Genomic DNA, 21349 nt, shown 5'->3' with positions numbered 1-21349 from the left:
CTCAGACCCGTCGGAGATCGGCACACCCGGCGACGACCACCTCGACCCACCGGCGGATCGCCGTCGCGGCCAGTGGACGCGTGATCTGTTGCGCCCGTGCGACATCGGCTCGGATACCGGCGGGTCCGTCGGGACCCAGAGCGCTCTCGAGTTCACGACGGTACTCGGGGACCCCGAGCCACTCGTCGAACAGGGCGGTGTCGACCTCGAGGTGGAACTGCACGCCGTAATGCGGTCCGTGCCGGAACAGTTGATGAGCACAGAGCTTCGACGACCCGAGAAGTGTTGCGCCACCGGGCAGGTCGAAGGTGTCGTAGTGCCAGTGCATCGCCGGGATGGTGGCGGTGCCGGCCCACACCGGATCGGTGGCGGCGTCCGCGGTGAGGGTGACGTCGGCGATCCCCAGTTCCGGTTCCGGACCGGTCCGCACCGCCGCGCCGAGCGCCCGGGCGAGCAGCTGCGAGCCCAGGCAGACTCCCCAGATCGGGATGCCGGCGGCGATCGCGTCGGTCAGAAACGCGATCTCGGCGTCGATCCAGGGGAGGGTCGGGCCGTCGTTGGCACCCATCGGACCGCCCATCACCAGGATCGCGTCGAAGTCGGTGGGATCGTCGGGCATCGGTTCGCACCAGGAGCGCACCGTGCGGACGTCGGCGACCTCGTCGAGCCCGGCCAGGTAGGCTCCCGGCGACTCGCACTCGGCGTGGCGGAGTTCGAGCACCCGCACCCGGGTCATGCCCCCGTCCGCGGGATGACGATGACCGGCGCGGTCGTCCATCGCAGGATGCGGGCCGCCGTACTGCCCAGGAACACCCGGTTGGCCGCGCCGAGGTGCCCCGAACCGACGGCGACGAGATCGTTCTGGTCCCACTCGAGATTGTCCAGCGCCTCGTCGAGGGTCGGGCCGTCGGCGACGAGCACCTCGATGTCCAGGTCGGCCTCGACGGCCGCGCGGGTGTGCTCGAGGAGGTCGCGGGCCACCTCGACCTGCTTGGCGCGTGCCGCGCGGGAGGTGTCGTCCTCGAACGGCGAATCCAGCGACACCAGCGACACCAGACGCAGATCGAGATGTGCCGACTCCGCCAGTTCGATCGCGAACGGCAGCGGATCCGATGCCGACGGCCGGACCGGCACGGCAACGGTCACCATGTCCAGGGCGACCTCCGAGCGGGTGGCATATCCGCGCGGCGCCAACGCCACCGGCAGCGGTGCCGAGTGCAGCAGTTCGGTACTCACCGTTCCCAGGTTGTGCCGACTGAACAGGCCGTCCCCGGTGCCGCCCACCACGATCAGGTCGGCCCCGTTCGCCTCGGCGATCTCGATCAGTCCGGCGGCGAAGGACTCGTTGACGGTGACGATCGCCCGGGTCTCGATGTCGTCGGGAACCAGAGTCGCCCCCTCGGCCAGCCACCGACCCGCCTGTTCCTCGAGGCGGGCCTCATACTGCTCGAGTCCGGGGGAGCCGTCGTAGGGAACGGGATGCACCACGCACACCAGGTCGATGGACGCGCCGGTCTTACGGGCCAGCGCCGCCGCGAGTGCGACCCCGTCGTTGCCCGACGGGGTGGCGAGATAGCCGACGACGAGACGTCCACGGCAGGCCGACGACCGCGCGGGGGTCGCGGTGTCGGGGGCCGGGCTCTCGGGAGCCTGGCTCTCCGGGGTCGGGGACGATGGGGTGTCAGTAGACATCGGGAACCTTCACTTCGGTGTTCGCGGTCAATGTCTTGCCCTGGAAGAACTCTCGGCGCTGGGCGAAGCACGCCAGCATCAGCGGGACGCCCAGGACGAGCATGCCGACGCCGAGGATGAACACGCCGCCGATGGGGCCCACGGAGGTGTAACCGTAGTCGGGCGCAACCATGTCGATGGCACTCTTGACGAACGCCCAGGTCATCGCGATCCCGCCGAGGAGCGGAAACAGGCCGCGCATGAAGAAGTTACGGGCCGAGTCGAACAGGGTGCGGCGGAAGTACCAGACCGAGGAGTAGGCGGTGATGCCGTAGTAGAACGCGACCGCCAGCCCGAGCGAGGCGATCGAGTCGGCCAGGGTGTTCTGGCTCGCGATGGACAGGACCAGGTAGAACACCAGCGCGGACACACCCATCACCGCGGTGCCGAAGGCCGGGGTCATGTAGCGCGGATGGATCTTGGAGAACCGATCCGGGATCGCCTTGTACACCGCCATCGACAGCGAGCCACGCGCGGTCGGCAGGATCGTCGACTGGGTCGAGGAGATCGCCGAGACGCTCACCGTCAGCAACAACGCCGATGCCATGATGCCGCCGGCCACCGGCTCACCGAGGATGGTGAGGACGTCGTCGACGTTGTCCTCGTTGTTCAGCCCGATGCCGGTGTCGCCGAAGCCGGCGAAGGACTGGATGGCGTAGGCGACCAGCACGTAGGTGGCCACCAGGATCACGCAGGTGATCACCGCCGCACGCCCGGGGGTCTTTTCCGGATCCTTGGTCTCCTCACCGACCGCGAGACACGCGTCCCAGCCCCAATAGATGAAGATGCACAGGATCACCGCCGCGGCGATCTCCGACTGACTCAACCCGCCCGGCCACAACCAGTTCCATTCCGGTGAAATCGCCTGCGGCCCGGCCGTTCCCAGTCCCACCTTGACCAGCGCGATGACGCTTGCCAGCACGAGCACCCCGAACTGGATGAACATCAGAGCCACCAGCAGCCGTTCGCTGATGACGATGCCCCGGATGCTCACCCAGGTCATGCCGGCGATGAAGACGCAGCCGAGCAGTACCTTGATCCAGAGGGTGTCCGCCAGCGACTCCAGGCCGAGGAACTCCAGCAGATAGACCGCTGCGATCTCGGCGACATTGGCCAGCACGATGATCGCCGACACCGCCAGACCCCACCCGCCGATCCACCCGATCCACGGTCCGAAGGCCTTGGTTCCCCAGGTGAAGGTGGTGCCACAGTCGGGGGTGTCGCGCGAGAGTTCCCGGTAGGCGAAGGCCACCAGCAGCATCGGGATGAACGCCACCACGAACATCGCCGGCGCCTTGGTGTGTACCGCGGCGACGACGAAGCCGAGCGTGGCGGCGAGGCTGTACGCCGGCGCCACCGCCGACAGCCCGATGATCACGTTGCCGACGAGGCCGATGGAGCCGGCGCGTAGTCCCTTGTCGCCGCCCTGGAGCTCGGCCTGAACACTCTCGGTCATGTGCTACTCCCACCTTGCGTGCGCATGCAGGGACTCAGACTAAGGTTTCCGTTGCCGACGCGCAGCGCTATCGCGGAATCAGTGGTTTCGAGTGAATAATATCCCGATATCAGTGACCGTTGGCGATCTCTGATCGGGATTTACTCACACACGGCCATCGCTCGGTCGCCCTGTGCGGTGTCCTCGGCGACGGTGGCGTCCCCGCGGGTGATGGCGCATGCCGCGTACTCGCCGCCGCTGACGAAGACGACGCGGACGATGGTCTCGGCATCATTGGGGATGTAGGTCAACGTCGCCACGTGGTGTCCGCTGTCCTCGTCGACATCGGTCAGGGGCACGTCGAACTGTTGCCGGGGACGGCCGGCGGAGTCGTACCAGAGCAGTTGCTCGTTGATCTCGGTGTCCGAGGTGAGCGTGATGGTCACCGGGTCCGGTGGTTGCGCTGCGGCGTGTGGTGGGGAGCCGAGGAAGCTCATGAGAAGGACGGCTGCGAGCAGGGCGGTTCCGCGGGTGATCGTGTGTGTCATGCCGGGTTGGACGCAGCCCGAGCGCGATCGGTTCCATCCGATCCGGTTGTCCACAGGCCGGCAAGAACGGTGCTGGTCTCGCAAGCTGTCCGGTCCATACTCGTCGCCATGATCAAGGAGGCGCCCTACCATGACATCCATGACCAGCGAGACCTGGACCCTGCCGCGGGGCCGCGAACTGACCCGCGCGGATCTCGACGCGGCTCCTGATGACGGCTGGCGCTACGAACTCATCGACGGGGTCCTCATCGTGAGTCCGGCTCCGCGGCCGCGACATCAGCGTGCCATCCGCGATCTCTTTCTTCGTGTGCATGCGGCCTGCCCGGCCGACCTCGAGGTGCTCTTCGCCCCACTGGACGTGATCCTGTCGGAGAACACCGTGATCCAGCCCGATCTGCTGGTCGCGCCGCGTGCGGCGTTCACCGACGACGGACTTCCCGGACCGCCGGTGCTGGCCGTCGAGGTGCTCTCACCGTCGACGCGGGGGGTGGACCTGCTGCTGAAGAAGGAACGGTTGCAACGCGCCGCCTGCGCCCACTACTGGGTGGTCGATCCCGACGAGCCGTCGATCCTCGCGTGGGAACTGATCGACGGTGCCTACCGCGAGGTCGGGCGGGTCACCGGGGAGGACACGTTCACCGTCGAGCGGCCGTTCCCGGTGAGCGTGGTCCCGGCCGAACTCGTCGGCTGAGCCCGAGACACCACATCTCTCGAGACACAACGAAGGCCCGTGCCGTGCGGCGCGGGCCTTCGTTGGGGCTGCAGAGGTGGTCTGCGTGTCAGCGCGAGAACATCAGAGCGCGCTTGACCTCTTGGATGGCCTGGGTGACCTGGATGCCACGCGGGCAGGCGTCGGTGCAGTTGAAGGTGGTGCGGCAGCGCCACACCCCGTCGACGTCGTTGAGGATGTCGAGTCGTTCGACGGCACCCTCGTCGCGGCTGTCGAAGATGAAGCGATGAGCGTTGACGATGGCGGCGGGGCCGTAGTAGCTGCCCTCGTTCCAGAACACCGGGCAACTCGTGGTGCAGCAGGCACACAGGATGCACTTGGTGGTGTCGTCGAAGCGGGCGCGGTCGGTGGCCGACTGGATGCGTTCGCGGGTCGGCTCGTTGCCGGTGGTGATCAGGTACGGCTTGATCGCGCGGTAGGCGTCGAAGAACGGCTCCATGTTGACCACGAGATCCTTCTCCACCGGAAGCCCCTTGATGGGCTCGATGGTGATGGTGATCTCTTTGCTCTTGTCCTTGGGGAGCAGATCCTTCATCAGGAGCTTGCAGGCCAGCCGGTTGACGCCGTTGATCCGCATCGCGTCGGAACCGCAGACGCCGTGCGCGCAGCTGCGACGGAACGTCAGGGTGCCGTCGAGGTAGCCCTTCACGTACAGCAGCAGGTTGAGCAGCCGGTCGGTCGGCAGGGCGGGGACGCGGAAGCTCTCGAAGCCCTGGGCATCGGGATTCTCCGGGTTGAACCGGTAGATCTTCAGCGTCACCATCGTCGCCTCGTCGGGGACGGCGGGCAGTGGCGGCTCGTCGGAGGAGGGAGCCGGGTTGTCCATGACGGCGGTCATCAGTACTTACGCTCCATCGGCTCGTAGCGGGTTTGGATGACGGGCTTCCAGTCCAGCTCGATGTCGCTGAGCAGGTCGGTGCCCTTCTTATAGGCCATCGTGTGCCGCATGTAGTTGACGTCGTCGCGGTTCGGGTAATCCTCGCGGGCGTGACCGCCGCGCGACTCCTTGCGGTTGAGCGCCCCGACCACGGTGACCTCGGCCATCTCCAGCAGGAAGCCGAGCTCGATGGCCTCGAGCAGGTCGGAGTTGAAACGCTTGCCCTTGTCCTGCACGCGGATGTGGGCGTAGCGCTCCTTGAGGGCGTGGATGTCGGTGAGCGCCTGCTTGAGGGTCTCTTCGGTGCGGAACACCGACGCGTTGGCGTCCATCGAGGCCTGCAGCTCGGTGCGGATGTCGGCGACCCGCTCGTGCCCGTGCTCGGACAGGATCGTCTCCAGCCAGCCGTCGACCATCGCGGTCGGCTCTTCCGGCAGGTCGGTGAACGACGCCGAGTTGGCGTAGTCGGCGGCGGCGATGCCGGCGCGACGGCCGAAGACGTTGATGTCGAGCAACGAGTTGGTGCCCAGGCGGTTGGCGCCGTGCACCGAGACGCATGCGCATTCGCCCGCGGCGTACAGACCGTGCACGACGTCGGTGGGGTTGCGCAGCACCTGACCCTCGATGTTGGTCGGGATGCCGCCCATCACGTAGTGGCAGGTCGGGAAGACCGGAACCCATTCGGTGACCGGGTCGACGCCCAGGTAGGTGCGGGAGAACTCGGTGATGTCGGGGAGCTTCTCGTTGAGCACGTCCTCGCCGAGGTGGGTCACGTCGATGTAGACGTAATCCTTGTTCGGTCCGGCGCCGCGGCCCTCGAGGACCTCGAGCACCATCGAACGGGCGACGATGTCGCGGGGGGCGAGGTCCTTGATGGTGGGGGCGTAGCGCTCCATGAAGCGCTCGCCCTCGGCGTTGCGCAGGATGCCGCCCTCACCACGGACGGCCTCGGAGATGAGGATGCCCAGACCGGCCAGGCCGGTCGGATGGAACTGGTGGAACTCCATGTCCTCCAGGGGAAGTCCCTTGCGGAACACGATGCCCATGCCGTCACCGGTGAGGGTGTGGGCGTTGGAGGTGGTCTTGTACATACGTCCCGAGCCGCCGGTCGCGAACACGATCGACTTGGCGTGGAACACGTGGATCTCGCCGGTCGCGAGTTCGTAGGCGACGATGCCGGTGGCCACCGGTTCGCCGTTCTCGTTCTCGGACAGGCACAGGTCGAGCGCGTAGAACTCGTTGAAGAACTCGACGTCGTGCTTGACGCAGTTCTGGTACAGGGTCTGCAGGATCATGTGACCGGTGCGGTCGGCGGCGTAGCAGGCGCGACGGACCGGGGCCTTGCCGTGATCGCGGGTGTGACCGCCGAAGCGGCGCTGGTCGATGCGACCCTCGGGGGTGCGGTTGAACGGCAGACCCATCTTCTCCAGGTCGAGCACTGCGTCGATGGCCTCCTTGGCCATGATCTCCGCGGCGTCCTGGTCGACGATGTAGTCGCCACCCTTGACGGTGTCAAAGGTGTGCCACTCCCAGTTGTCCTCTTCGACGTTGGCCAGTGCGGCGCACATGCCGCCCTGGGCCGCGCCGGTGTGGCTGCGGGTGGGGTACAGCTTGGTGAGGACCGCGGTGCGGGCGCGGGGAGCGGCCTCGATGGCCGCGCGCATCCCGGCGCCGCCGGCGCCGACGATCAGCACGTCGTAGCGGTGTTCCTGCATATGTATTCGTGTCTCCTGTGGTCGACGTGGGGCGCGTCAGCTCGCGCTGTTGACGTCAAAGGTCAGAAGGGCGTAGGTGCCGAGCACCAGCACCAGGATCATCGAGATGCCGAGTAGAACGTTCAGCCAGAACCGGGTGGAGTCCTTGCGCGAGTAGTCGGCGATGACGGTGCGCACACCGTTGCCGCCGTGCAACTGGGCCAGCCACAGCATCGTGAGGTCCCAGATCTGCCAGAAGGGTTCCTTCCACCGGGCGGCGACGAAGGACGCGTCGATGCGGTGCACGCCGTTGTCCCACGCCAGCATGATGAACATGTGGCCGATGGTGAGGATGATCAGCGCCAGGCCGGAGAAGCGCATGAACAGCCATGCGTACTTCTCGAAGTTGCCGCCCTTGCGGGCGCGCGGCGAGCGCGGGTTGTCGAGACTGGCCGGCCGGTCGTAGTCGGTGCCGAGTGTCTTGGCGAGGTGCGGGGAGGATGCAGTCATCGGTGATCTCTCCTAGAACGAGTGCGTGATCAGGATCTGGAGGAGGCGGACCGCCGCCGCCGCGAACACGATCGCGAAGATCGACAGGATCCCCCACAGCATCTGTCGCTGGTACTTGGCACCCTTCGACCAGAAGTCGACGAGGATGATCCGCACACCGTTGAAGGCGTGGTACAGAACACAGGCGACGAGACCGATCTCCATCAGGCCGATGAGCGGCGTCTTGTAGGTCTCGATGATCTCGGAGTACTTGTTCGGATCGATGCGGATGACCGCGGTGTCCAGAACATGCACGAAGAGGAAGAAGAAGATGGTGACACCGGTGATCCGGTGGAGCACCCATGACCACATCCCGGGGTCGCCTCGATACAGAGATCGCTTACGCACCGGCTCCGGTGCGGTTTCGGTCGGGGTGCTCATTGCGAAATTGGCCTCCAACATCGTCGATGGACGCAGGGAGCCGCCTTGTGGAGGCTCCACCATGGACCCATGCAAGAGACTTTAAACCTATGCTGAGGGCAGCCGTGAATTGCCCGAACAGATTTGGGCCACAAGAGATTCCGACTTAGGTTTGCCTTACCATTGCAACAGTGACCGCAGAGTCGTCTGTGTCCGGTTGTATCCCCGTTCACAAGGAGTTTCCGCTGACTGTCGACATTGATTGGAATACACTGCGCCACAAGGCAATTGACATGGTGGAGCGAGCCTACGCGCCGTACTCGAGGTTCCCGGTCGGTGCCGCCGGGAGCACCCACGAGGGCCGAATTGTCACCGGCTGCAATGTGGAAAATGTCTCATACGGACTCGGTGTCTGCGCCGAGGTCGCATTGGTGACCGACCTCATCGGATCGGGTGGCGGCCGGCTGCGTGCGGTGAGTGTCAGCGACTCCCGCGGCGAGGTGCTGATGCCGTGCGGCCGGTGCCGGCAGGTGCTCTACGAACACGGTGGCGCGGAGTTGCTCGTCGACCACCCCGCCGGTCCGCGTGCGCTCGGTGAGTTGCTGCCCGACGCGTTCGGACCGGACGATCTGGCCGCAGGGGAACTCGGCGAGGCGTCCCGGTGAGCGGGGAGAGCGTCGGGATCGACCCGATCTCGGTGATCACCACCAAACGGGACGGCCGGGCATTGACCGATGCGCAGATCGACTGGGTCGTCGACGCCTACACCCACGGTGTGGTGGCGCCGGAACAGATGTCGGCGTTGCTGATGGCGATCGTGCTGCGCGGGATGGACCGCCGGGAGATCTCCACCTGGACCCAGGCGATGATCGACAGCGGCGCCCAGGCCGACTTCTCCGGACTGAGCCGGGACGGCCGACGGTTGGTGACCGTCGACAAGCACTCCACCGGTGGGGTCGGCGACAAGATCACCCTTCCGCTCGCACCGCTGGTCGCCTCGTACGGGGTGGCGGTACCGCAGTTGTCCGGACGCGGCCTGGGCCACACCGGCGGAACCCTCGACAAGCTCGAGTCCATTCCGGGATGGCGGGCCGATCTCACCGTCGAGGAGATGATCACCCAACTCGAACAGGTCGGCGCGGTGGTGTGCGCGGCCAGTCCCGGCCTGGCACCGGCCGATCGCCTGCTCTACGCGCTGCGCGACGTCACCGGCACCGTCGAGTCGATCCCGCTGATCGCCAGTTCGATCATGAGCAAGAAGATCGCCGAGGGCACCGGTGCCCTGGTGCTCGACGTGAAGGTGGGTTCGGGTGCGTTCCTGCCGGGCGAGGACGATGCGCGCGAACTGGCGGCCACCATGGTCGACCTGGGCGAGCGGGCCGGGGTGGCGACCTCGGCGTTGCTGACCGACATGGACACGCCGTTGGGCCGGGCGGCCGGCAACGCCGTCGAGGTGGCCGAATCCGTCGAGGTGCTCGCCGGTGGCGGACCGGCGGACGTGGTGGAACTGACCGTAGCGCTCGCCGTCGAGATGCTGACCCTGGCGGGTGTTTCCGACGTCGACCCGGCGGAGAACCTGCGCAACGGTCGAGCAATGGATTCCTGGCGCGCGATGATCACCGCGCAGGGGGGCGACCCGGACGCCCCGCTGCCCCGCGCACGGCACACCGATGTGGTGATCGCGGAGCAGTCCGGGGTGGTGGCGCGGGTGGATGCCCGCGCTGTCGGGGATGCGGCCTGGCGACTCGGCGCCGGACGATCGGTCCCCGGCGAATCGGTGCAGGCCGAGGCCGGTGTCATCGTGCACGTCGCACCCGGCGACGAGGTGCGCGCCGGCGAGGTGCTCTTCGTCATGCACACGCAGACCCCGGAGCGGTTCGCCGCCGCGCGGGCCGCGCTGGTCGGCGCCGTCGACATCGGGGCGCACACGCCCGTCGTCCGGCCCCGCGTGATCGAACGCGTTAGGTTCGGGGCATGACGTCAATGCCGCCGCGTTCACCGCTGGATCCCGCCGCACTGCTGCTCGCCCCGAAGGTGCTGTTGCACGATCATCTCGACGGCGGACTGAGGCCGTCGACGGTGCTGGAGCTGGCGCGGGAGACCGGCTACGACGAACTGCCCGCCGATACCGCGGACGATCTCGCCATCTGGTTCCGCGAGGCCGCCGACAGCGGCTCGCTGGAAAGATATCTGGAGACCTTCGCGCACACCGTCGGCGTGATGCAGACCGCCGACGCGCTGGTCCGGGTGGCCCGCGAATGTGTGGAGGATCTCGCCGCCGACGGCGTCGTGTACGCCGAGGTGCGCTACGCCCCCGAACAGCACCTCGAGGCCGGACTCGACCTCGACGAGGTGGTCGAGGCGGTGCTGACCGGATTCGCCGAGGGGGAGGCGATCGCCGCGGCGTCGGGCCGTCGGATCATGGTGCGCTGCCTGGTCACCGCGATGCGGCACGCCGCCCGCTCCCGGGAGATCGCCGAACTGGCGGTGCGCTACCGCGACCGCGGGGTGGTCGGATTCGACATCGCCGGCGCCGAGGCGGGCCACCCGCCGACCCGGCACCTCGACGCATTCGAGTACATGCGGGCCAACAGTGCGCCGTTCACCATTCATGCCGGCGAGGCGTTCGGCCTGCCGTCCATCCACGAGGCCATCGGCTTCTGCGGCACCGACCGGCTCGGTCACGGGGTGCGCGTCATCGACGACATCGTGCTGCCGGCCGGGTCCCGGCCCGACGACGAGGCGTTCCCCGGAGCCGAACTCGGCCTCATCGCGAACATCGTGCGCGACAAGCGAATCCCGTTGGAGCTGTGCCCGAGCTCGAACGTGCAGACCGGCGCGGTCGCCTCGCTGGCGGAGCATCCGTTCAACGTGCTCGCGCGGTTGCGTTTCCGGGTGACGGTGAACACCGACAACCGGCTGATGAGCGACACCACGATGAGCAAGGAATTCGCCAAGCTCTCCGAGCAGTTCGGTTACGGCTGGGCCGACTTCGAACGCTTCACCGTCAACGCGATGAAGTCGGCGTTCATCCACTTCGACGAGCGTCTCGCGGTCATCGACAACGTCATCAAGCCCGGCTATGCGGTGCTGATCGAGGGCTGATCAGGTCGGCGGGAAAGTGGGTCGTGCGTGAGAAGGTGGGTGCGGTAGCACCCACCTTCTCCAACACGACCCATTAGTGGCGCGGCGTCAGCGCTTCTTGACGAGCCGATCCTCGAACTCGTGCTCGAGGGCGCGCCACGCCTCGGCCTCGTTCTCGAACGGCGGGCTCGGGGCCAGCCGCTTGGGATCGGGATTGATCGCGTAGTCGACGAACCAGCCCAGCGGGGTGGTGGACCCGAGTGCCTCGCCGACGGAGTCGTCGTCGGCGTAATCGGCTGCGTCGGTGAACAATTCGACGGCCAGCTCGAGCTGGTTGCGGTCGATGCGGCGGGGGCCGTCGGAGATGTCCTCACTCAGCCCGGGCAGCACGTAGACGTTGTCGTCGATGACGTCGAACTCCAGTGAACCGTCGGTGGCGGCCACCCGCACCTCGTCGAAGGTCGACACACCCGACAAGTCGTGGCTGTTCTCGTCGGCGAGGAACTTCGACAGCACCCGCGGCGAGGTGAAGACGAAGATCTTGCCGTCCTTGCCGAGGAAGACCGGGTCGTCACCGAGGTAGCAGCGCAGCGACAGGTATTCCCCGGCGCCGGTGACGATGCGGATCGGGTCGATGCCGACCGAGGCCCAGAAATCGTCGTCGTCGATCTCGTCGTTCTCGTCCTCGTCGTCGGAGTCGTCGAGGTCGTCGTCGGTCTCCTCGGTGGCCTCGTCGTCCTCGGATGCCTCCGCGTCGGCGTCGCCGACGAGGTCGAGATCCTCATCCGGCTCGTCCTCGTCCTCCGCCGACGCCGCGGCCTCGAGTTCGGCGGCGGCGGTGGTGACGGCGTCGTCGGGCACGTCGGGGGTGGTGATGACCTCGTCGATGGCGTCGAGGACGTTGTCCCAGTGCTTGGCGATGAGACGGCCGATGCGCACCCACAGGTCGGTGCCGTCGCGGCCCTCGAAGTTGCGGGTGCCGGTGGTCACCGCACCCAGGATCGGGTTGCCGTTGAAGAACTTGGTGATCACCACCAGCTCGCACACCTCACCGAGGATGCGCACGATCTCCAGCGCGTCCTCGAGTTCGGCGATGACCTCGGGGGTGGGATCCTCGGCGGCGAGCTCCGGCACGCCCACCAGGTCATAGGTGTGCCGGTCGTCGGGAACCAGCTCGTCGGCCTGCAGACCCTTCACGGTCTCCCACGCCGGATGCTCGACGAGGTCGTTGTCGTCGTCGGTGCGGATGAACGCGACGAGTTCGGCGACGCCCGGGAAGACGTAGAGGTCCTCGTCGAGACCCAGGAACGCCTCCCACTCGTCGTCGCCCTCGCGCCAGCGGGGCGCCCACAGCGTGAAGCTGTTTCCGTCGGTGAGTCCGAGCTCGATGGGGACAATGTCTCCGGCCATGACGTCACAGCGTAGCGATCATGCCTGTGACATCCATACCGACCCCACGACGAGTTGATGAACACCTCGGTGCACCGACGACGAGGACGTCATCGCGGGCATCACCGCGGCCGGAAGAAACCCTGGAATCCCTGCCCGGCGTTGCTGGTGCGCAGCGGTGACACCTGGACCGGATCGCCGGCTTCGACGAGTTGGTTGTTGCCGATGTACATCGCGACGTGCCCGTCCCACACGGCGAGGTCGCCGGGCAGCAGGTCGCCCTGCGCCACCGCGATCCCGGCGGTGTCCTGCTCCTGGGCCAGCCTCGGCAGCTCGAGTCCCGCCTGCCGGTAGGCCCATTGGGTGAGGCCGCTGCAATCGAATCCGCTCGGGTCGGTGCCGCCCCACACGTAGGGCACACCCTGCTGACTCAGCGCGGCCCGGACCGCGGTGGCGGCGCGTTCGTTCGGTGCGTACGCCACCGACCCGTCGGGAAGGGTGATCGCGACACCGCCGTGATCGGTGCCGGGACCGGCGGGCACCGAGGCCGGGGTGGGCAGCGATGCAGGCACACCGGCGGGGGCCTCGGTCTGCGCCGACGCCATCAATTCGCGGGTGTCGCCGGCGAGTTCGGCCCGGGTCCGGGCGACGACCGTCACGCCGCGTTCGATGTGGTCGAGGGCCACGGGCAGCAGCATCATGAGCCCGGCCGGGGTGAACAGCCCGTCACCCAGAGCCCGCGCCGCCGCGGCAAACGAGTCGAGCAGTCCGTTGAGTTCGGCGGCCGCCCGTTCGACACGGCCGGCCGCGGTCCCGGTGATGCGGACGATGTCGGCGGTGTCCTCCTCGATCGCCACGGTCGTGGTGGTGGCGCGTCGTGCGGCGGCGGTCGCCGCGGTCCCGCCCGCACCGTCCCATGCGGCCTCCACGTTCGACGCCGCGGCCATGGCCTCGTCCCGGATCGCGGCGAGATCGGGCGCCAACGCCGCGATCGCGGTCACCGGGTCGTTTCCGGGAAGGACACCGGTGCCCAGGGCGGGCATCAGCATGCGCAGGGGCGCGATCAACACATCGGCGGTCAGCATCAGAGTCGCACCCCGGTCATGTCGGCGGCAGTCATGTCGGCGGCGGGCATGGTGGGAGCGGGCATGGTGCGGGTCGGCATCGTGGGGCCCGGCACAGCGCCGGTCAGCACCGCGCCGGCCGTGTCGTCGGTGCTCGTGTACCCCGACGCCGCTGCCGAACTCTGAGCGGAGATGGCGAGGTGGGTCTCGGCGATGCGGCGCAGGCGGGTGCGTCGGACGTCGATCACCTGTCCGAGTGCGGCCAGGAAATCCGAACCGATCAGGCCGAAGGTCAGGGCCAGCGGCGTGAGGTCGGTGGCGGCGGTGTGCATCCCGAGGCGGGTGGCGGTGGTGGCCTCGTGGCCGGCGAAGGACTGCACGGCTGCGGGGGAGACGGAGAGTGGCGGAGTGGTGGTCATGCAGGGTTGGACGCGGCGAAACCCCCGACGGTTCCATCGTGGCCGGTATTGATGTGGACGATTTTCGTTGCCGGGCCCCGGCCAGGTGTGCGCACTATGGTTTGCTCATGGCTGTTCACATCGTCGATCACCCGCTCGCCGCGGCACGACTGACCACGATGCGCGACAAGACGACCGCCAATGCGGGTTTCCGGGCGGCATTGTCGGACCTGACGCAGATGCTCGTCTACGAGGCACTGGCCGACGCCCCGACGGTCGCCGAGACGATCGACACCCCGATCACCCGGTGCGCCGGGTCGCGACTTGCCAAGCCGCCGTTGTTCGTTCCGGTCCTGCGGGCGGGACTCGGCATGGTCGAACAGGCGCATGCGATGGTCCCGGAGGCGCTCGTCGGGTTTGTCGGCGTGGCCCGCGACGAGTCCACCGCCACCCCGGTGCCGTATCTGGAATCGTTGCCGGACGACCTGTCGGATCAGCCGGTGTTCGTGCTGGATCCGATGCTGGCCACCGGCGGATCGTTGCTGTACACGATCGAGTTGCTGGTGGCCCGCGGTGCCACCGACATCACCGCGCTGTGCGTGGTTGCCGCCCCCGAAGGTGTTGCGGCACTGGAGAAGTCGGGTCATCCGATCCGGTTGTTCGTGGCCGCGGTGGACGAGGGCCTCAACGACGTCGCCTACATCGTTCCCGGCCTCGGCGACGCCGGGGATCGTCAGTTCGGTCCGCGCTGAGCAGATACCTCAGGCGGCCACCGCCGAGCAGATATCTCAGGCGGCGACCGCCGACCAGCGCCCGCCGTGCCTGCGCACCGTCACCGGATGATCGAAGGCGGTACTGATGGCCGCCGACGTCAGCGTGTCGTCGACGTCGCCGGCCGCGATCGCCTCGCCCTCACGCAGCAGCATCGCGTGGGTGGTGCTCGCCGGCAGATCCTCGAGGTGATGGGTGACCAGCACACTCGCCAGATCCGGCACGTCGCCGCGGAGCCGATCGATCGCCGAGAGCAGTTTCTCCCGCGCGGCGAGGTCGAGGCCGGTGGCCGGCTCGTCGAGGAGCAGTAACGCCGGCTGCGGCATCAGCGCCCGTGCGATGAGGGTGCGCCCCCGTTCACCCTGACTCATCACCGGCCACACCGAGTCACGTCGCTCGGTCATCCCCAGCAGGTCCAACAGGTCGTCGGCGCGCCGGTGTTCGGCGTCGGTGTAATGGTGTCGGCGGTCGAGTTCGGGTGTGTTCGTCAATCCCGTCAGCACCACATCGTGCGCGCTGATCGGCACGTCGATGCGCCACCGCGGATCGACATGTCCGATGTGCGTGCGCAATTCGCGCATGTCGACGCGACCGAGCCGCTTGCCGAGCACGTCGACGACGCCGGTCGTCGGATGCGATCGGGCACCGAGGATGGCCATCAGGGTCGACTTCCCGGCGCCGTTCGGGCCGAGCAGCGCCCAATGCTGACCCGGGTGCACGGTCAGACTCACATCGTGCAACAGCGCACGCGAACTGCGGATCACATCGAGATGGCGGGCATCGAGAACCGGGGGCACCCGTTCAGTTCTAGACCCAGGGGTCTGCGGTTCTGGACCCAGGGGTCGGTGGTTCTGGACCCAGGGGTCGGCGGCGCGGACGGTCGGCGTCAGCTCGCCGCCCAGTATTCGAGCATCGGTTCGGTGGACTGCGTGACGCCACCGTCGGCGATGACCAGCGCGGACGGCGACACCGTGTAGGTCACCGATCCGTTGCGGGCGATGAAGGTGTTGCCCACATGCTGGGGGAACCCGACCTCGATCTCACCCGCGTCCGCGGCGCCCTTGTAGTAGTACCGCCCGGTCTGGTCACCCACCTGGCAGATCACCACCCGGGATCGGGCGGTGCGCCCGATCGCCACCGCCGGATCGTCGGCGGCATTACAGCGCGGGCCGGACAGGAAGCCCTGCCAGTCGGCCCCCGACACGGTCGGTGACGGGCGGGCCTGGGTGAGGGTGGTGGTCGTGGTGGTGGTCGACGTCGATCTTCCGCCGGGGACCTGCGTCACCCCGGGCGCGGTGGTCGTGGTGGTCGATGACGACGCGGCCGCCTCGTCGGAGCCGCCGCTGTTGTGCAGCAGCAGATAAGCGCCCACGCCTGCGCCGAGCACCACGACGACGCCGAGCACGATCGCCGCGATCACCAGGGGCGACGACCACGGCGACCGCGGCGGCGGGGGACCGTAGCCCTGCGGCGGCGGCGTCGGATATCCGTATCCGCCGGCGGGTGGGTACCCGCCGGAATTGTCGGGCGGATAGGTCATCGCATCCCCTTGCGTTCGGTCGGTGGTCCGTCGGGCGCTGATCCGTCACGGTCGGTGGGTACTCGCATAGGTCACAGGGTCCCGATGATGCTCGCCAGCAGTTCGCCCATGCGGGTGGCCGACGCGCGGCCCACCTCCAGCACCTCGGCATGGTCGAGCGGTTCACCGGTGATCCCGGCCGCCAGGTTGGTGACGAGTGACACCCCGAGGACCTCCAGCCCGGCCTCGCGGGCCGCGATCGTCTCGTGGACCGTCGACATGCCGACGAGGTCGGCGCCGAGGGTCCGCAGCATGCGGATCTCCGCGGGCGTCTCGTAGTGCGGGCCCGGCAGTCCCGCGTACACGCCCTCGGTCAACGTGGCGTCGACGCCGCGGGCGATCTCCCGCAGCCGCGGGGCGTAGGCGTCGACCATGTTGACGAAACGCGCGCCGACCAGCGGGGACCGGGCGGTCAGGTTCAGATGGTCGGAGATCAGCACGGGTTGACCGACGCTCATGCCCTCGCGGAGCCCGCCGGCGGCGTTGGTCAGGATCACCGTGTGCACCCCGGCCGCCGCCGCGGTGCGGATCGGATGCACCACCCGGGCCAGATCGTGTCCCTCGTAGGCGTGCGTGCGGCCGAGCATGATCAGCACCCGCCGGTCGCCGATGTGCACCGATCGGATGGTGCCACCGTGACCGGCGGCCGAGGGGGCGAGGAATCCCGGGACATCCGACATCGCCACGGTCGCGATCGGTGTGCCGAAGGCGTCCGCGGCCGGCGCCCACCCCGAACCCAGGATCACCGCGATATCATGTGCGGCACAATCGGTTTCGGCAGAAATCGTGGCGGCGGCGGCGATCGCCGCGGCGTCCGCGTCGACGGTGGGATCCATGCCGCCAACCCTAGTGGCCCGAGCCGACGATCTCATACGACGACGCGCACGGGCGGCGAGATCGTCGTCGATGTGCGCGGCAACGATGGATGAGTGGTTGCGGGGACCCCGGCGTCGACGGCGCCGAAGATCGCCCGGCCTCAGGCGATAAGGTCTCTGCATGCCATTCCTGAGCGAACAGCCCACCGCCGCCGACGTGGCGGAACTCTTCCTGGGCACCCCGGGTGTCGAACTCGACGAGGCGAATCCGGAGAACCGTTTCCGCCTCGAGTGGATCGACACCGTCACCTCGCTGCTCGACGGGGCGGTCTCCGGTGGGGCGAAGGCCGTGGTGATCACCGCGACCGGCAAGTTCTTCACCAACGGCCTCGACACCGACTACATCGCCACCAACGCCGCTGACCTCCCGGCCTACCTGGACCGGGTCCATGCGCTCTACCGCACGGTGCTGACCCTGCCGGTGCCGGTGATCGCGGCCGTCAACGGTCACGCCTTCGGAGCCGGGGCGATGCTGGCGCTCTGCGCCGATCACCTGGTGATGCGCACCGAACGTGGTTTCTGGTCGCTGCCCGAGGCGGCCCTGGGCATGCCGTTCACCAAGGGGATGGCCTCGTTGGTCCGCACCCGGCTGACCGATCGGGCCGCCACCGAGGCGATGCTCACCTCACGTCGTTACGGCGCCGACGACGCGGTGGCCGCCGGTATCGTCGACGAGGCGGTGCCGGCCACCGACCTGCTCCGACGGGCCGCCGAGGTGGCCGCAGCACGCGCTCCGCTGGCCGGCCCGACGCAGACACTGATCAAGCAGGGACTGCGGCAGCCGTTACTCGCCGACCTGGCCGTACCCACCCCGCCGTCGCTGCTGTGATCGGCCCACGATGAGCGGGAATCTCCGACCAGCGGAAGGAACAGTGGCGGTGACACAGGCGGGCATCGGTGACCCATCCGGCGGCGTGATCGACGCCTGGCTGGCGGCGCACCGCGATCGGCTCATCGGGTGGCGGCGGCGGATCCACGCGACTCCGGAACTCTCGCGGCAGGAGGTCGCCACCACCGAACTGGTGATGACCGAACTGGCCACCCTCGGGCTGTCGCCGCGTCGACTGCCGCTGGGCACCGGCGTGGTCTGTGATCTGGGGCCCGCCACCGGGCCGCGGCTGGCGTTGCGCGCGGACATGGATGCCCTGCCGATCACCGAGCACACCGGTCTGCCCTTCAGCTCCACCACCGACGGCGTCTCGCATTCCTGCGGTCACGATGCGCACACGGCGATCCTGTTGGGTACCGCCGCGGTGCTCGCCTCGGCGCCTGCCCTGCCCGTCGGGGTGCGACTGATCTTCCAGCCCGCCGAGGAGGTGATGCCCGGCGGCGCGCTCGACGCGGTCGCGGCCGGGGTCACCGAAGGCGTGAGCCGCATCTTCGCGCTGCACTGCGACCCGCGGCTGCCCGTCGGCTCGGTGGGACTGCGGGAGGGGGCGCTCACCTCGGCCGCCGACCACATCGAACTACAGTTGCGCTCACCCGGCGGACACACCTCGAGACCGCATCTCACCGGGGATCTGGTGTACGCGATGGGGACCGTCATCACCGGACTGCCCGGAATCCTCTCGCGGCGGATCGATCCGCGGTCGGGGACCGTGATGGCGTGGGGGGCGGCGCACGCCGGCAACGCACCCAACGCGATCCCGCAGGAAGGGCAACTGCGGGGAACCGTGCGCACCGGTGAACATCTCACCTGGGCGGAGATGGAACCGTTGGTGCGCAGCGTCGTCGGTGAACTCCTGGCGCCGCTGGGGGTGTCCTACGACCTGTCCTACTTCCGGGGTGTCCCACCGGTGGTCAACGACGCGACAGCGATCGAGATGCTGACCCGGTCGGTCGCGGCCATCGGCGAGGATGCCGTGGCCGACACCCCGCAGTCGCCCGGCGGGGAGGACTTCTCCTGGTATCTCGAGCAGGTGCCCGGGGCGATGGGACGCCTGGGCGTGTGGAGCGGTTTCGGCCCACAGGTCGATCTGCACAGCCCCAACTTCGACATCGACGAGCGCGCCCTGGACGTGGGTGTACGGGCGCTGGCCGGGGTGATCTTCGGCGTCGGTTCCGAGGGCTGAGCCTTCGGCTGGTTCGGCCGGGCGCAGCTCGGCTCAGGCTTCCGCGGCGCCCGGGCCGGGACCGACGTTGCGCGACTCGCGCAGACGGAGATCCTGCACGTATTCAGCAGGCGCACCGGCGATTTCGGCCGCCTCGGCCATCACGCCCAGGTAGCGCGCAGAGGGGAGTCCGCCCTCGTAGGCGTCGAGGACGTACAGCCAGGCCAGCACACCGTCACCGCCGTCGGTGTCGACGCGGGCGCGGATCTTGCGGTGGATACCGAGCTCGGAGCCCTCCCACCGATCGAGGTTGTCCTCGTCCTCGGTGGGGACGTCATAGAGCACCACGAACACCTTGGCGTCCGGGTCGTCGCGGTCCTCGGTGACGGTGGCCAGTGATCCTTCCCACCCGATGTCACCGCCGGCGAAGGTCAGTCGCCACCCGTGCAGCCACCCGGTCCCCGACATCGGCGAATGCGGCGCGCGCTCCGCCATCTGTTCGGGATGCATGTTGCTGCCGTAAGCCGCGTAGATGGGCATAGTCGCCTCTGACCTGCACTTTCCCGTCGGGATGGGCCCGACCTCATCGTTTTGCGCACCGCGTGGCCCTCGGTGGCCACGATGATCGTATTACGCGGACGCCGATCGCACGACGCTCACGAACACACCCCACCCGGCCCCACGGGTCGCCCGCGCGGCGGTCCGCCGGTCCGATGGCCTAGGTTGGTGAGCGGAGAAATCGCATGCCCGGCGCACCCGCGGAGGAGACACACCAGTGACCAGGATCGTGATCATCGGCGGAGGTCCGGCGGGCTACGAGGCGGCGCAGGCCGCCGCGGCCTATGGCGCCGACATCACCCTGATCGACTCCGACGGCATCGGTGGGGCGTGTGTGCTCTGGGACTGTGTCCCCTCCAAGACGTTCATCGCCTCGACCGGTATCCGCACCGAGGTGCGTCGTGCCGCCGATCTGGGTATCAACATCCGCACCGACGACACGCTGGTGACGCTCCCGCAGATTCATCAGCGCGTCCGCGACCTGGCGTTCGCGCAGTCCGCCGACATCCGATCGCGACTGGTCAGCGAGGGCGTCAAGCTGGTGTCCGGGCACGCGGCACTCGACCAGACCCAGGTCGGGGTGTCCACCCACGGCGTCACGGCGACCCTGCCGGACGGGTCCACCGAACACTTCGAGGGTGATGTGGTGCTGATCGCCACCGGCGCCTCACCCCGGGTACTGCCCGACGCGCAGCCCGACGGCGAACGCATCCTCACCTGGCGTCAGCTCTACGACCTCGAGACCCTGCCCGAGCACCTGGTGGTGATCGGATCCGGTGTGACCGGTGCGGAGTTCGTCCACGCCTACACCGAACTCGGCGTCAAGGTCACGCTGGTGTCCAGTCGCGATCGCGTCCTTCCCCACGAGGACGAGGACGCCGCCCTCGTGCTCGAGGAGGCGCTCGCCGAGCGTGGTGTGGAGCTGGTCAAACACGCCCGGGCGGATCGGGTCGTGCGGACCGGCAACACGGTGACCGCACACCTCGCCGACGGCCGGACCGTGACCGGCTCGCATGTGCTGATGACGGTGGGATCGGTGCCCAACACCGACAACCTGGGGTTGAGTGGTGCCGGCGTGGACACCCACCGTGGCGGATACATCACCGTCGACCGCGTCTCGCGGACCTCGGTCGCCGGAATCTACGCCGCCGGCGACTGCACCGGACTGTTCCCGCTGGCCTCGGTGGCCGCGATGCAGGGCCGGATCGCGATGTATCACGCCCTCGGCGAGGGCGTCAGCCCGATCAAGCTGAAAACCGTTGCGTCCGCGATCTTCACCCGTCCGGAGATCGCCACGGTCGGGGTGTCGCAGAACGCGATCGACTCCGGTGAGTACCCGGCCCGCACGGTGATGCTGCCGCTGGCGACCAATCCGCGCGCCAAGATGAGCGGCCTACGACGCGGCTTCGTCAAGATCTTCTGCCGACCGGCGACCGGTGTGGTGATCGGCGGCGTGGTGGTCGCGCCGACGGCGTCGGAGCTGATCCTGCCGATCGCGGTCGCGGTGCAGAACAAGCTGACGGTGTCCGATCTGGCCCAGACCTTTTCGGTGTATCCGTCGCTGTCCGGGTCGGTCACCGAGGCGGCCCGCCAGCTCGTGCGCCACGACGACCTCGACTGACCGGGCGGGCCGGTCGAGGCGGACCGATCCCCGAT

The 21349-nt window shown here is 68.3% G+C and carries 23 protein-coding genes; 8 read left to right on the top strand and 15 right to left on the bottom strand.

The genetic code is table 11. The features are described from left to right. Position 1 precedes the first annotated feature (1 nt). The 4 genes from ABLE94_RS08235 to ABLE94_RS08220 form a co-directional block, all read right to left on the bottom strand. A complete protein-coding gene (locus tag ABLE94_RS08235) occupies positions 2-736 on the bottom strand; it encodes a type 1 glutamine amidotransferase (protein WP_348802610.1) in 735 nt (244 codons plus the stop codon). Further along, positions 733-1692: a universal stress protein gene (locus ABLE94_RS08230; protein WP_348802609.1), complete on the bottom strand. Its 960-nt coding sequence runs from the start codon at positions 1690-1692 to the stop codon at positions 733-735. The genes ABLE94_RS08235 and ABLE94_RS08230 overlap by 4 nt, the downstream gene beginning before the upstream one ends. After that, a complete protein-coding gene (locus ABLE94_RS08225) occupies positions 1682-3187 on the bottom strand; it encodes an APC family permease (RefSeq protein WP_348808549.1) in 1506 nt (501 codons plus the stop codon). Before ABLE94_RS08225 ends, ABLE94_RS08230 begins: the two co-directional genes overlap by 11 nt. A gap of 140 nt (positions 3188-3327) precedes the next feature. Then, positions 3328-3714, bottom strand: coding sequence for a hypothetical protein (locus ABLE94_RS08220; RefSeq protein WP_348808548.1), 387 nt, complete (start codon positions 3712-3714; stop codon positions 3328-3330). 130 nt (positions 3715-3844) lie between these two features. Between ABLE94_RS08220 and ABLE94_RS08215 the strand changes: the two genes are divergently transcribed. Then, positions 3845-4405: a Uma2 family endonuclease gene (locus tag ABLE94_RS08215; protein WP_348802606.1), complete on the top strand. Its 561-nt coding sequence runs from the start codon at positions 3845-3847 to the stop codon at positions 4403-4405. An 88-nt stretch (positions 4406-4493) separates the two neighbouring features. Here ABLE94_RS08215 and ABLE94_RS08210 read toward each other — a convergent pair whose 3' ends face one another. The 4 genes from ABLE94_RS08210 to sdhC are packed head-to-tail and all read right to left on the bottom strand — an operon-like array spanning position 4494 to position 7945. Next, positions 4494-5282, bottom strand: coding sequence for a succinate dehydrogenase iron-sulfur subunit (locus ABLE94_RS08210; protein ID WP_348802605.1), 789 nt, complete (start codon positions 5280-5282; stop codon positions 4494-4496). Beyond that, the gene (sdhA, locus tag ABLE94_RS08205; protein WP_348802603.1) at positions 5282-7036 is read right to left on the bottom strand and encodes a succinate dehydrogenase flavoprotein subunit; all 1755 of its coding nucleotides are present in this window, start codon (positions 7034-7036) and stop codon (positions 5282-5284) included. Before sdhA ends, ABLE94_RS08210 begins: the two co-directional genes overlap by 1 nt. Before the next feature lie 36 nt (positions 7037-7072). Continuing rightward, entirely contained in the window at positions 7073-7525 is a 453-nt protein-coding gene (locus tag ABLE94_RS08200; protein ID WP_348802602.1) for a succinate dehydrogenase hydrophobic membrane anchor subunit, read from the bottom strand. A gap of 12 nt (positions 7526-7537) precedes the next feature. Further along, positions 7538-7945, bottom strand: a complete 408-nt coding sequence (gene sdhC / locus ABLE94_RS08195; RefSeq protein ID WP_348808547.1) for a succinate dehydrogenase, cytochrome b556 subunit — start codon at positions 7943-7945, stop codon at positions 7538-7540. Between the two features lie 224 nt (positions 7946-8169). Here sdhC and ABLE94_RS08190 point away from each other — a divergent pair, with 224 nt between their 5' ends. Genes ABLE94_RS08190 through ABLE94_RS08180 form a run of 3 tightly spaced genes read left to right on the top strand, consistent with a single transcriptional unit; the run spans position 8170 to position 11029 of the window. Then, positions 8170-8589 carry a cytidine deaminase gene (locus ABLE94_RS08190; RefSeq protein ID WP_348803188.1) on the top strand — a complete coding sequence of 140 codons (420 nt, stop codon included), beginning with the start codon at positions 8170-8172 and terminating at the stop codon, positions 8587-8589. Next, positions 8586-9902, top strand: coding sequence for a thymidine phosphorylase (locus ABLE94_RS08185; protein ID WP_348808546.1), 1317 nt, complete (start codon positions 8586-8588; stop codon positions 9900-9902). The genes ABLE94_RS08190 and ABLE94_RS08185 overlap by 4 nt, the downstream gene beginning before the upstream one ends. Continuing rightward, on the top strand, positions 9899-11029 hold the full coding sequence (locus ABLE94_RS08180; protein ID WP_348802599.1) for an adenosine deaminase: 1131 nt from the start codon (positions 9899-9901) through the stop codon (positions 11027-11029). Before ABLE94_RS08185 ends, ABLE94_RS08180 begins: the two co-directional genes overlap by 4 nt. Positions 11030-11116: 87 nt before the next feature. On the opposite strand, the gene ABLE94_RS08175 is transcribed toward ABLE94_RS08180, so the two are convergent. From ABLE94_RS08175 to ABLE94_RS08165, 3 genes are all read right to left on the bottom strand, one after another. Further along, on the bottom strand, positions 11117-12418 hold the full coding sequence (locus ABLE94_RS08175) for a SatS C-terminal domain-containing protein (RefSeq protein WP_348808545.1): 1302 nt from the start codon (positions 12416-12418) through the stop codon (positions 11117-11119). A 101-nt stretch (positions 12419-12519) separates the two neighbouring features. Next, a complete protein-coding gene (locus tag ABLE94_RS08170; protein WP_348802596.1) occupies positions 12520-13482 on the bottom strand; it encodes a C40 family peptidase in 963 nt (320 codons plus the stop codon). Beyond that, on the bottom strand, positions 13482-13880 hold the full coding sequence (locus tag ABLE94_RS08165) for a type VII secretion target (protein WP_348802594.1): 399 nt from the start codon (positions 13878-13880) through the stop codon (positions 13482-13484). Before ABLE94_RS08165 ends, ABLE94_RS08170 begins: the two co-directional genes overlap by 1 nt. A 107-nt stretch (positions 13881-13987) precedes the next feature. Here ABLE94_RS08165 and upp point away from each other — a divergent pair, with 107 nt between their 5' ends. Then, positions 13988-14611, top strand: a complete 624-nt coding sequence (upp, locus tag ABLE94_RS08160; RefSeq protein WP_348802593.1) for a uracil phosphoribosyltransferase — start codon at positions 13988-13990, stop codon at positions 14609-14611. A gap of 36 nt (positions 14612-14647) precedes the next feature. On the opposite strand, the gene ABLE94_RS08155 is transcribed toward upp, so the two are convergent. From ABLE94_RS08155 to ABLE94_RS08145, 3 genes are all read right to left on the bottom strand, one after another. Further along, entirely contained in the window at positions 14648-15427 is a 780-nt protein-coding gene (locus ABLE94_RS08155; RefSeq protein ID WP_348808544.1) for an ABC transporter ATP-binding protein, read from the bottom strand. A gap of 89 nt (positions 15428-15516) precedes the next feature. After that, on the bottom strand, positions 15517-16170 hold the full coding sequence (locus ABLE94_RS08150; RefSeq protein ID WP_348808543.1) for a hypothetical protein: 654 nt from the start codon (positions 16168-16170) through the stop codon (positions 15517-15519). 71 nt (positions 16171-16241) lie between these two features. Continuing rightward, entirely contained in the window at positions 16242-17045 is an 804-nt protein-coding gene (locus ABLE94_RS08145; protein WP_348808542.1) for a purine-nucleoside phosphorylase, read from the bottom strand. Positions 17046-17205: 160 nt separating this feature from the next. Here ABLE94_RS08145 and ABLE94_RS08140 point away from each other — a divergent pair, with 160 nt between their 5' ends. Both ABLE94_RS08140 and ABLE94_RS08135 read left to right on the top strand, forming a co-directional pair. Further along, a complete protein-coding gene (locus ABLE94_RS08140; protein WP_348808541.1) occupies positions 17206-17913 on the top strand; it encodes an enoyl-CoA hydratase/isomerase family protein in 708 nt (235 codons plus the stop codon). A 49-nt stretch (positions 17914-17962) separates the two neighbouring features. Further along, the gene (locus tag ABLE94_RS08135) at positions 17963-19156 is read left to right on the top strand and encodes an amidohydrolase (RefSeq protein WP_348808540.1); all 1194 of its coding nucleotides are present in this window, start codon (positions 17963-17965) and stop codon (positions 19154-19156) included. A 33-nt stretch (positions 19157-19189) separates the two neighbouring features. On the opposite strand, the gene ABLE94_RS08130 is transcribed toward ABLE94_RS08135, so the two are convergent. Continuing rightward, positions 19190-19675 carry a gamma-glutamylcyclotransferase family protein gene (locus ABLE94_RS08130; RefSeq protein WP_348802586.1) on the bottom strand — a complete coding sequence of 162 codons (486 nt, stop codon included), beginning with the start codon at positions 19673-19675 and terminating at the stop codon, positions 19190-19192. A 235-nt stretch (positions 19676-19910) separates the two neighbouring features. Here ABLE94_RS08130 and ABLE94_RS08125 point away from each other — a divergent pair, with 235 nt between their 5' ends. Next, positions 19911-21314, top strand: a complete 1404-nt coding sequence (locus tag ABLE94_RS08125; protein WP_348808539.1) for an NAD(P)H-quinone dehydrogenase — start codon at positions 19911-19913, stop codon at positions 21312-21314. Positions 21315-21349: the final 35 nt, after the last annotated feature.

Origin of the sequence: Gordonia sp. VNK1 (assembly GCF_040049135.1) — a bacterium.
GTDB lineage: Bacteria > Actinomycetota > Actinomycetes > Mycobacteriales > Mycobacteriaceae > Gordonia > Gordonia oleivorans.
Note: the sequence above shows the minus strand (reverse complement) of the source record. Positions and strands in the feature narration are given on the sequence as shown.

Coding starts and splice junctions, on each gene's coding strand:
- ABLE94_RS08235 (WP_348802610.1), bottom strand. CDS start 736: ATGACCCGGGTGCGGGTGCTCGAACTCCGCCACGCCGAGTGCGAGTCG.
- ABLE94_RS08230 (WP_348802609.1), bottom strand. CDS start 1,692: ATGTCTACTGACACCCCATCGTCCCCGACCCCGGAGAGCCAGGCTCCC.
- ABLE94_RS08225 (WP_348808549.1), bottom strand. CDS start 3,187: ATGACCGAGAGTGTTCAGGCCGAGCTCCAGGGCGGCGACAAGGGACTA.
- ABLE94_RS08220 (WP_348808548.1), bottom strand. CDS start 3,714: ATGACACACACGATCACCCGCGGAACCGCCCTGCTCGCAGCCGTCCTT.
- ABLE94_RS08215 (WP_348802606.1), top strand. CDS start 3,845: ATGACATCCATGACCAGCGAGACCTGGACCCTGCCGCGGGGCCGCGAA.
- ABLE94_RS08210 (WP_348802605.1), bottom strand. CDS start 5,282: ATGACCGCCGTCATGGACAACCCGGCTCCCTCCTCCGACGAGCCGCCA.
- sdhA (WP_348802603.1), bottom strand. CDS start 7,036: ATGCAGGAACACCGCTACGACGTGCTGATCGTCGGCGCCGGCGGCGCC.
- ABLE94_RS08200 (WP_348802602.1), bottom strand. CDS start 7,525: ATGACTGCATCCTCCCCGCACCTCGCCAAGACACTCGGCACCGACTAC.
- sdhC (WP_348808547.1), bottom strand. CDS start 7,945: ATGAGCACCCCGACCGAAACCGCACCGGAGCCGGTGCGTAAGCGATCT.
- ABLE94_RS08180 (WP_348802599.1), top strand. CDS start 9,899: ATGACGTCAATGCCGCCGCGTTCACCGCTGGATCCCGCCGCACTGCTG.
- ABLE94_RS08175 (WP_348808545.1), bottom strand. CDS start 12,418: ATGGCCGGAGACATTGTCCCCATCGAGCTCGGACTCACCGACGGAAAC.
- ABLE94_RS08170 (WP_348802596.1), bottom strand. CDS start 13,482: ATGCTGACCGCCGATGTGTTGATCGCGCCCCTGCGCATGCTGATGCCC.
- ABLE94_RS08165 (WP_348802594.1), bottom strand. CDS start 13,880: ATGACCACCACTCCGCCACTCTCCGTCTCCCCCGCAGCCGTGCAGTCC.
- upp (WP_348802593.1), top strand. CDS start 13,988: ATGGCTGTTCACATCGTCGATCACCCGCTCGCCGCGGCACGACTGACC.
- ABLE94_RS08150 (WP_348808543.1), bottom strand. CDS start 16,170: ATGACCTATCCGCCCGACAATTCCGGCGGGTACCCACCCGCCGGCGGA.
- ABLE94_RS08145 (WP_348808542.1), bottom strand. CDS start 17,045: ATGGATCCCACCGTCGACGCGGACGCCGCGGCGATCGCCGCCGCCGCC.
- ABLE94_RS08140 (WP_348808541.1), top strand. CDS start 17,206: ATGCCATTCCTGAGCGAACAGCCCACCGCCGCCGACGTGGCGGAACTC.
- ABLE94_RS08130 (WP_348802586.1), bottom strand. CDS start 19,675: ATGCCCATCTACGCGGCTTACGGCAGCAACATGCATCCCGAACAGATG.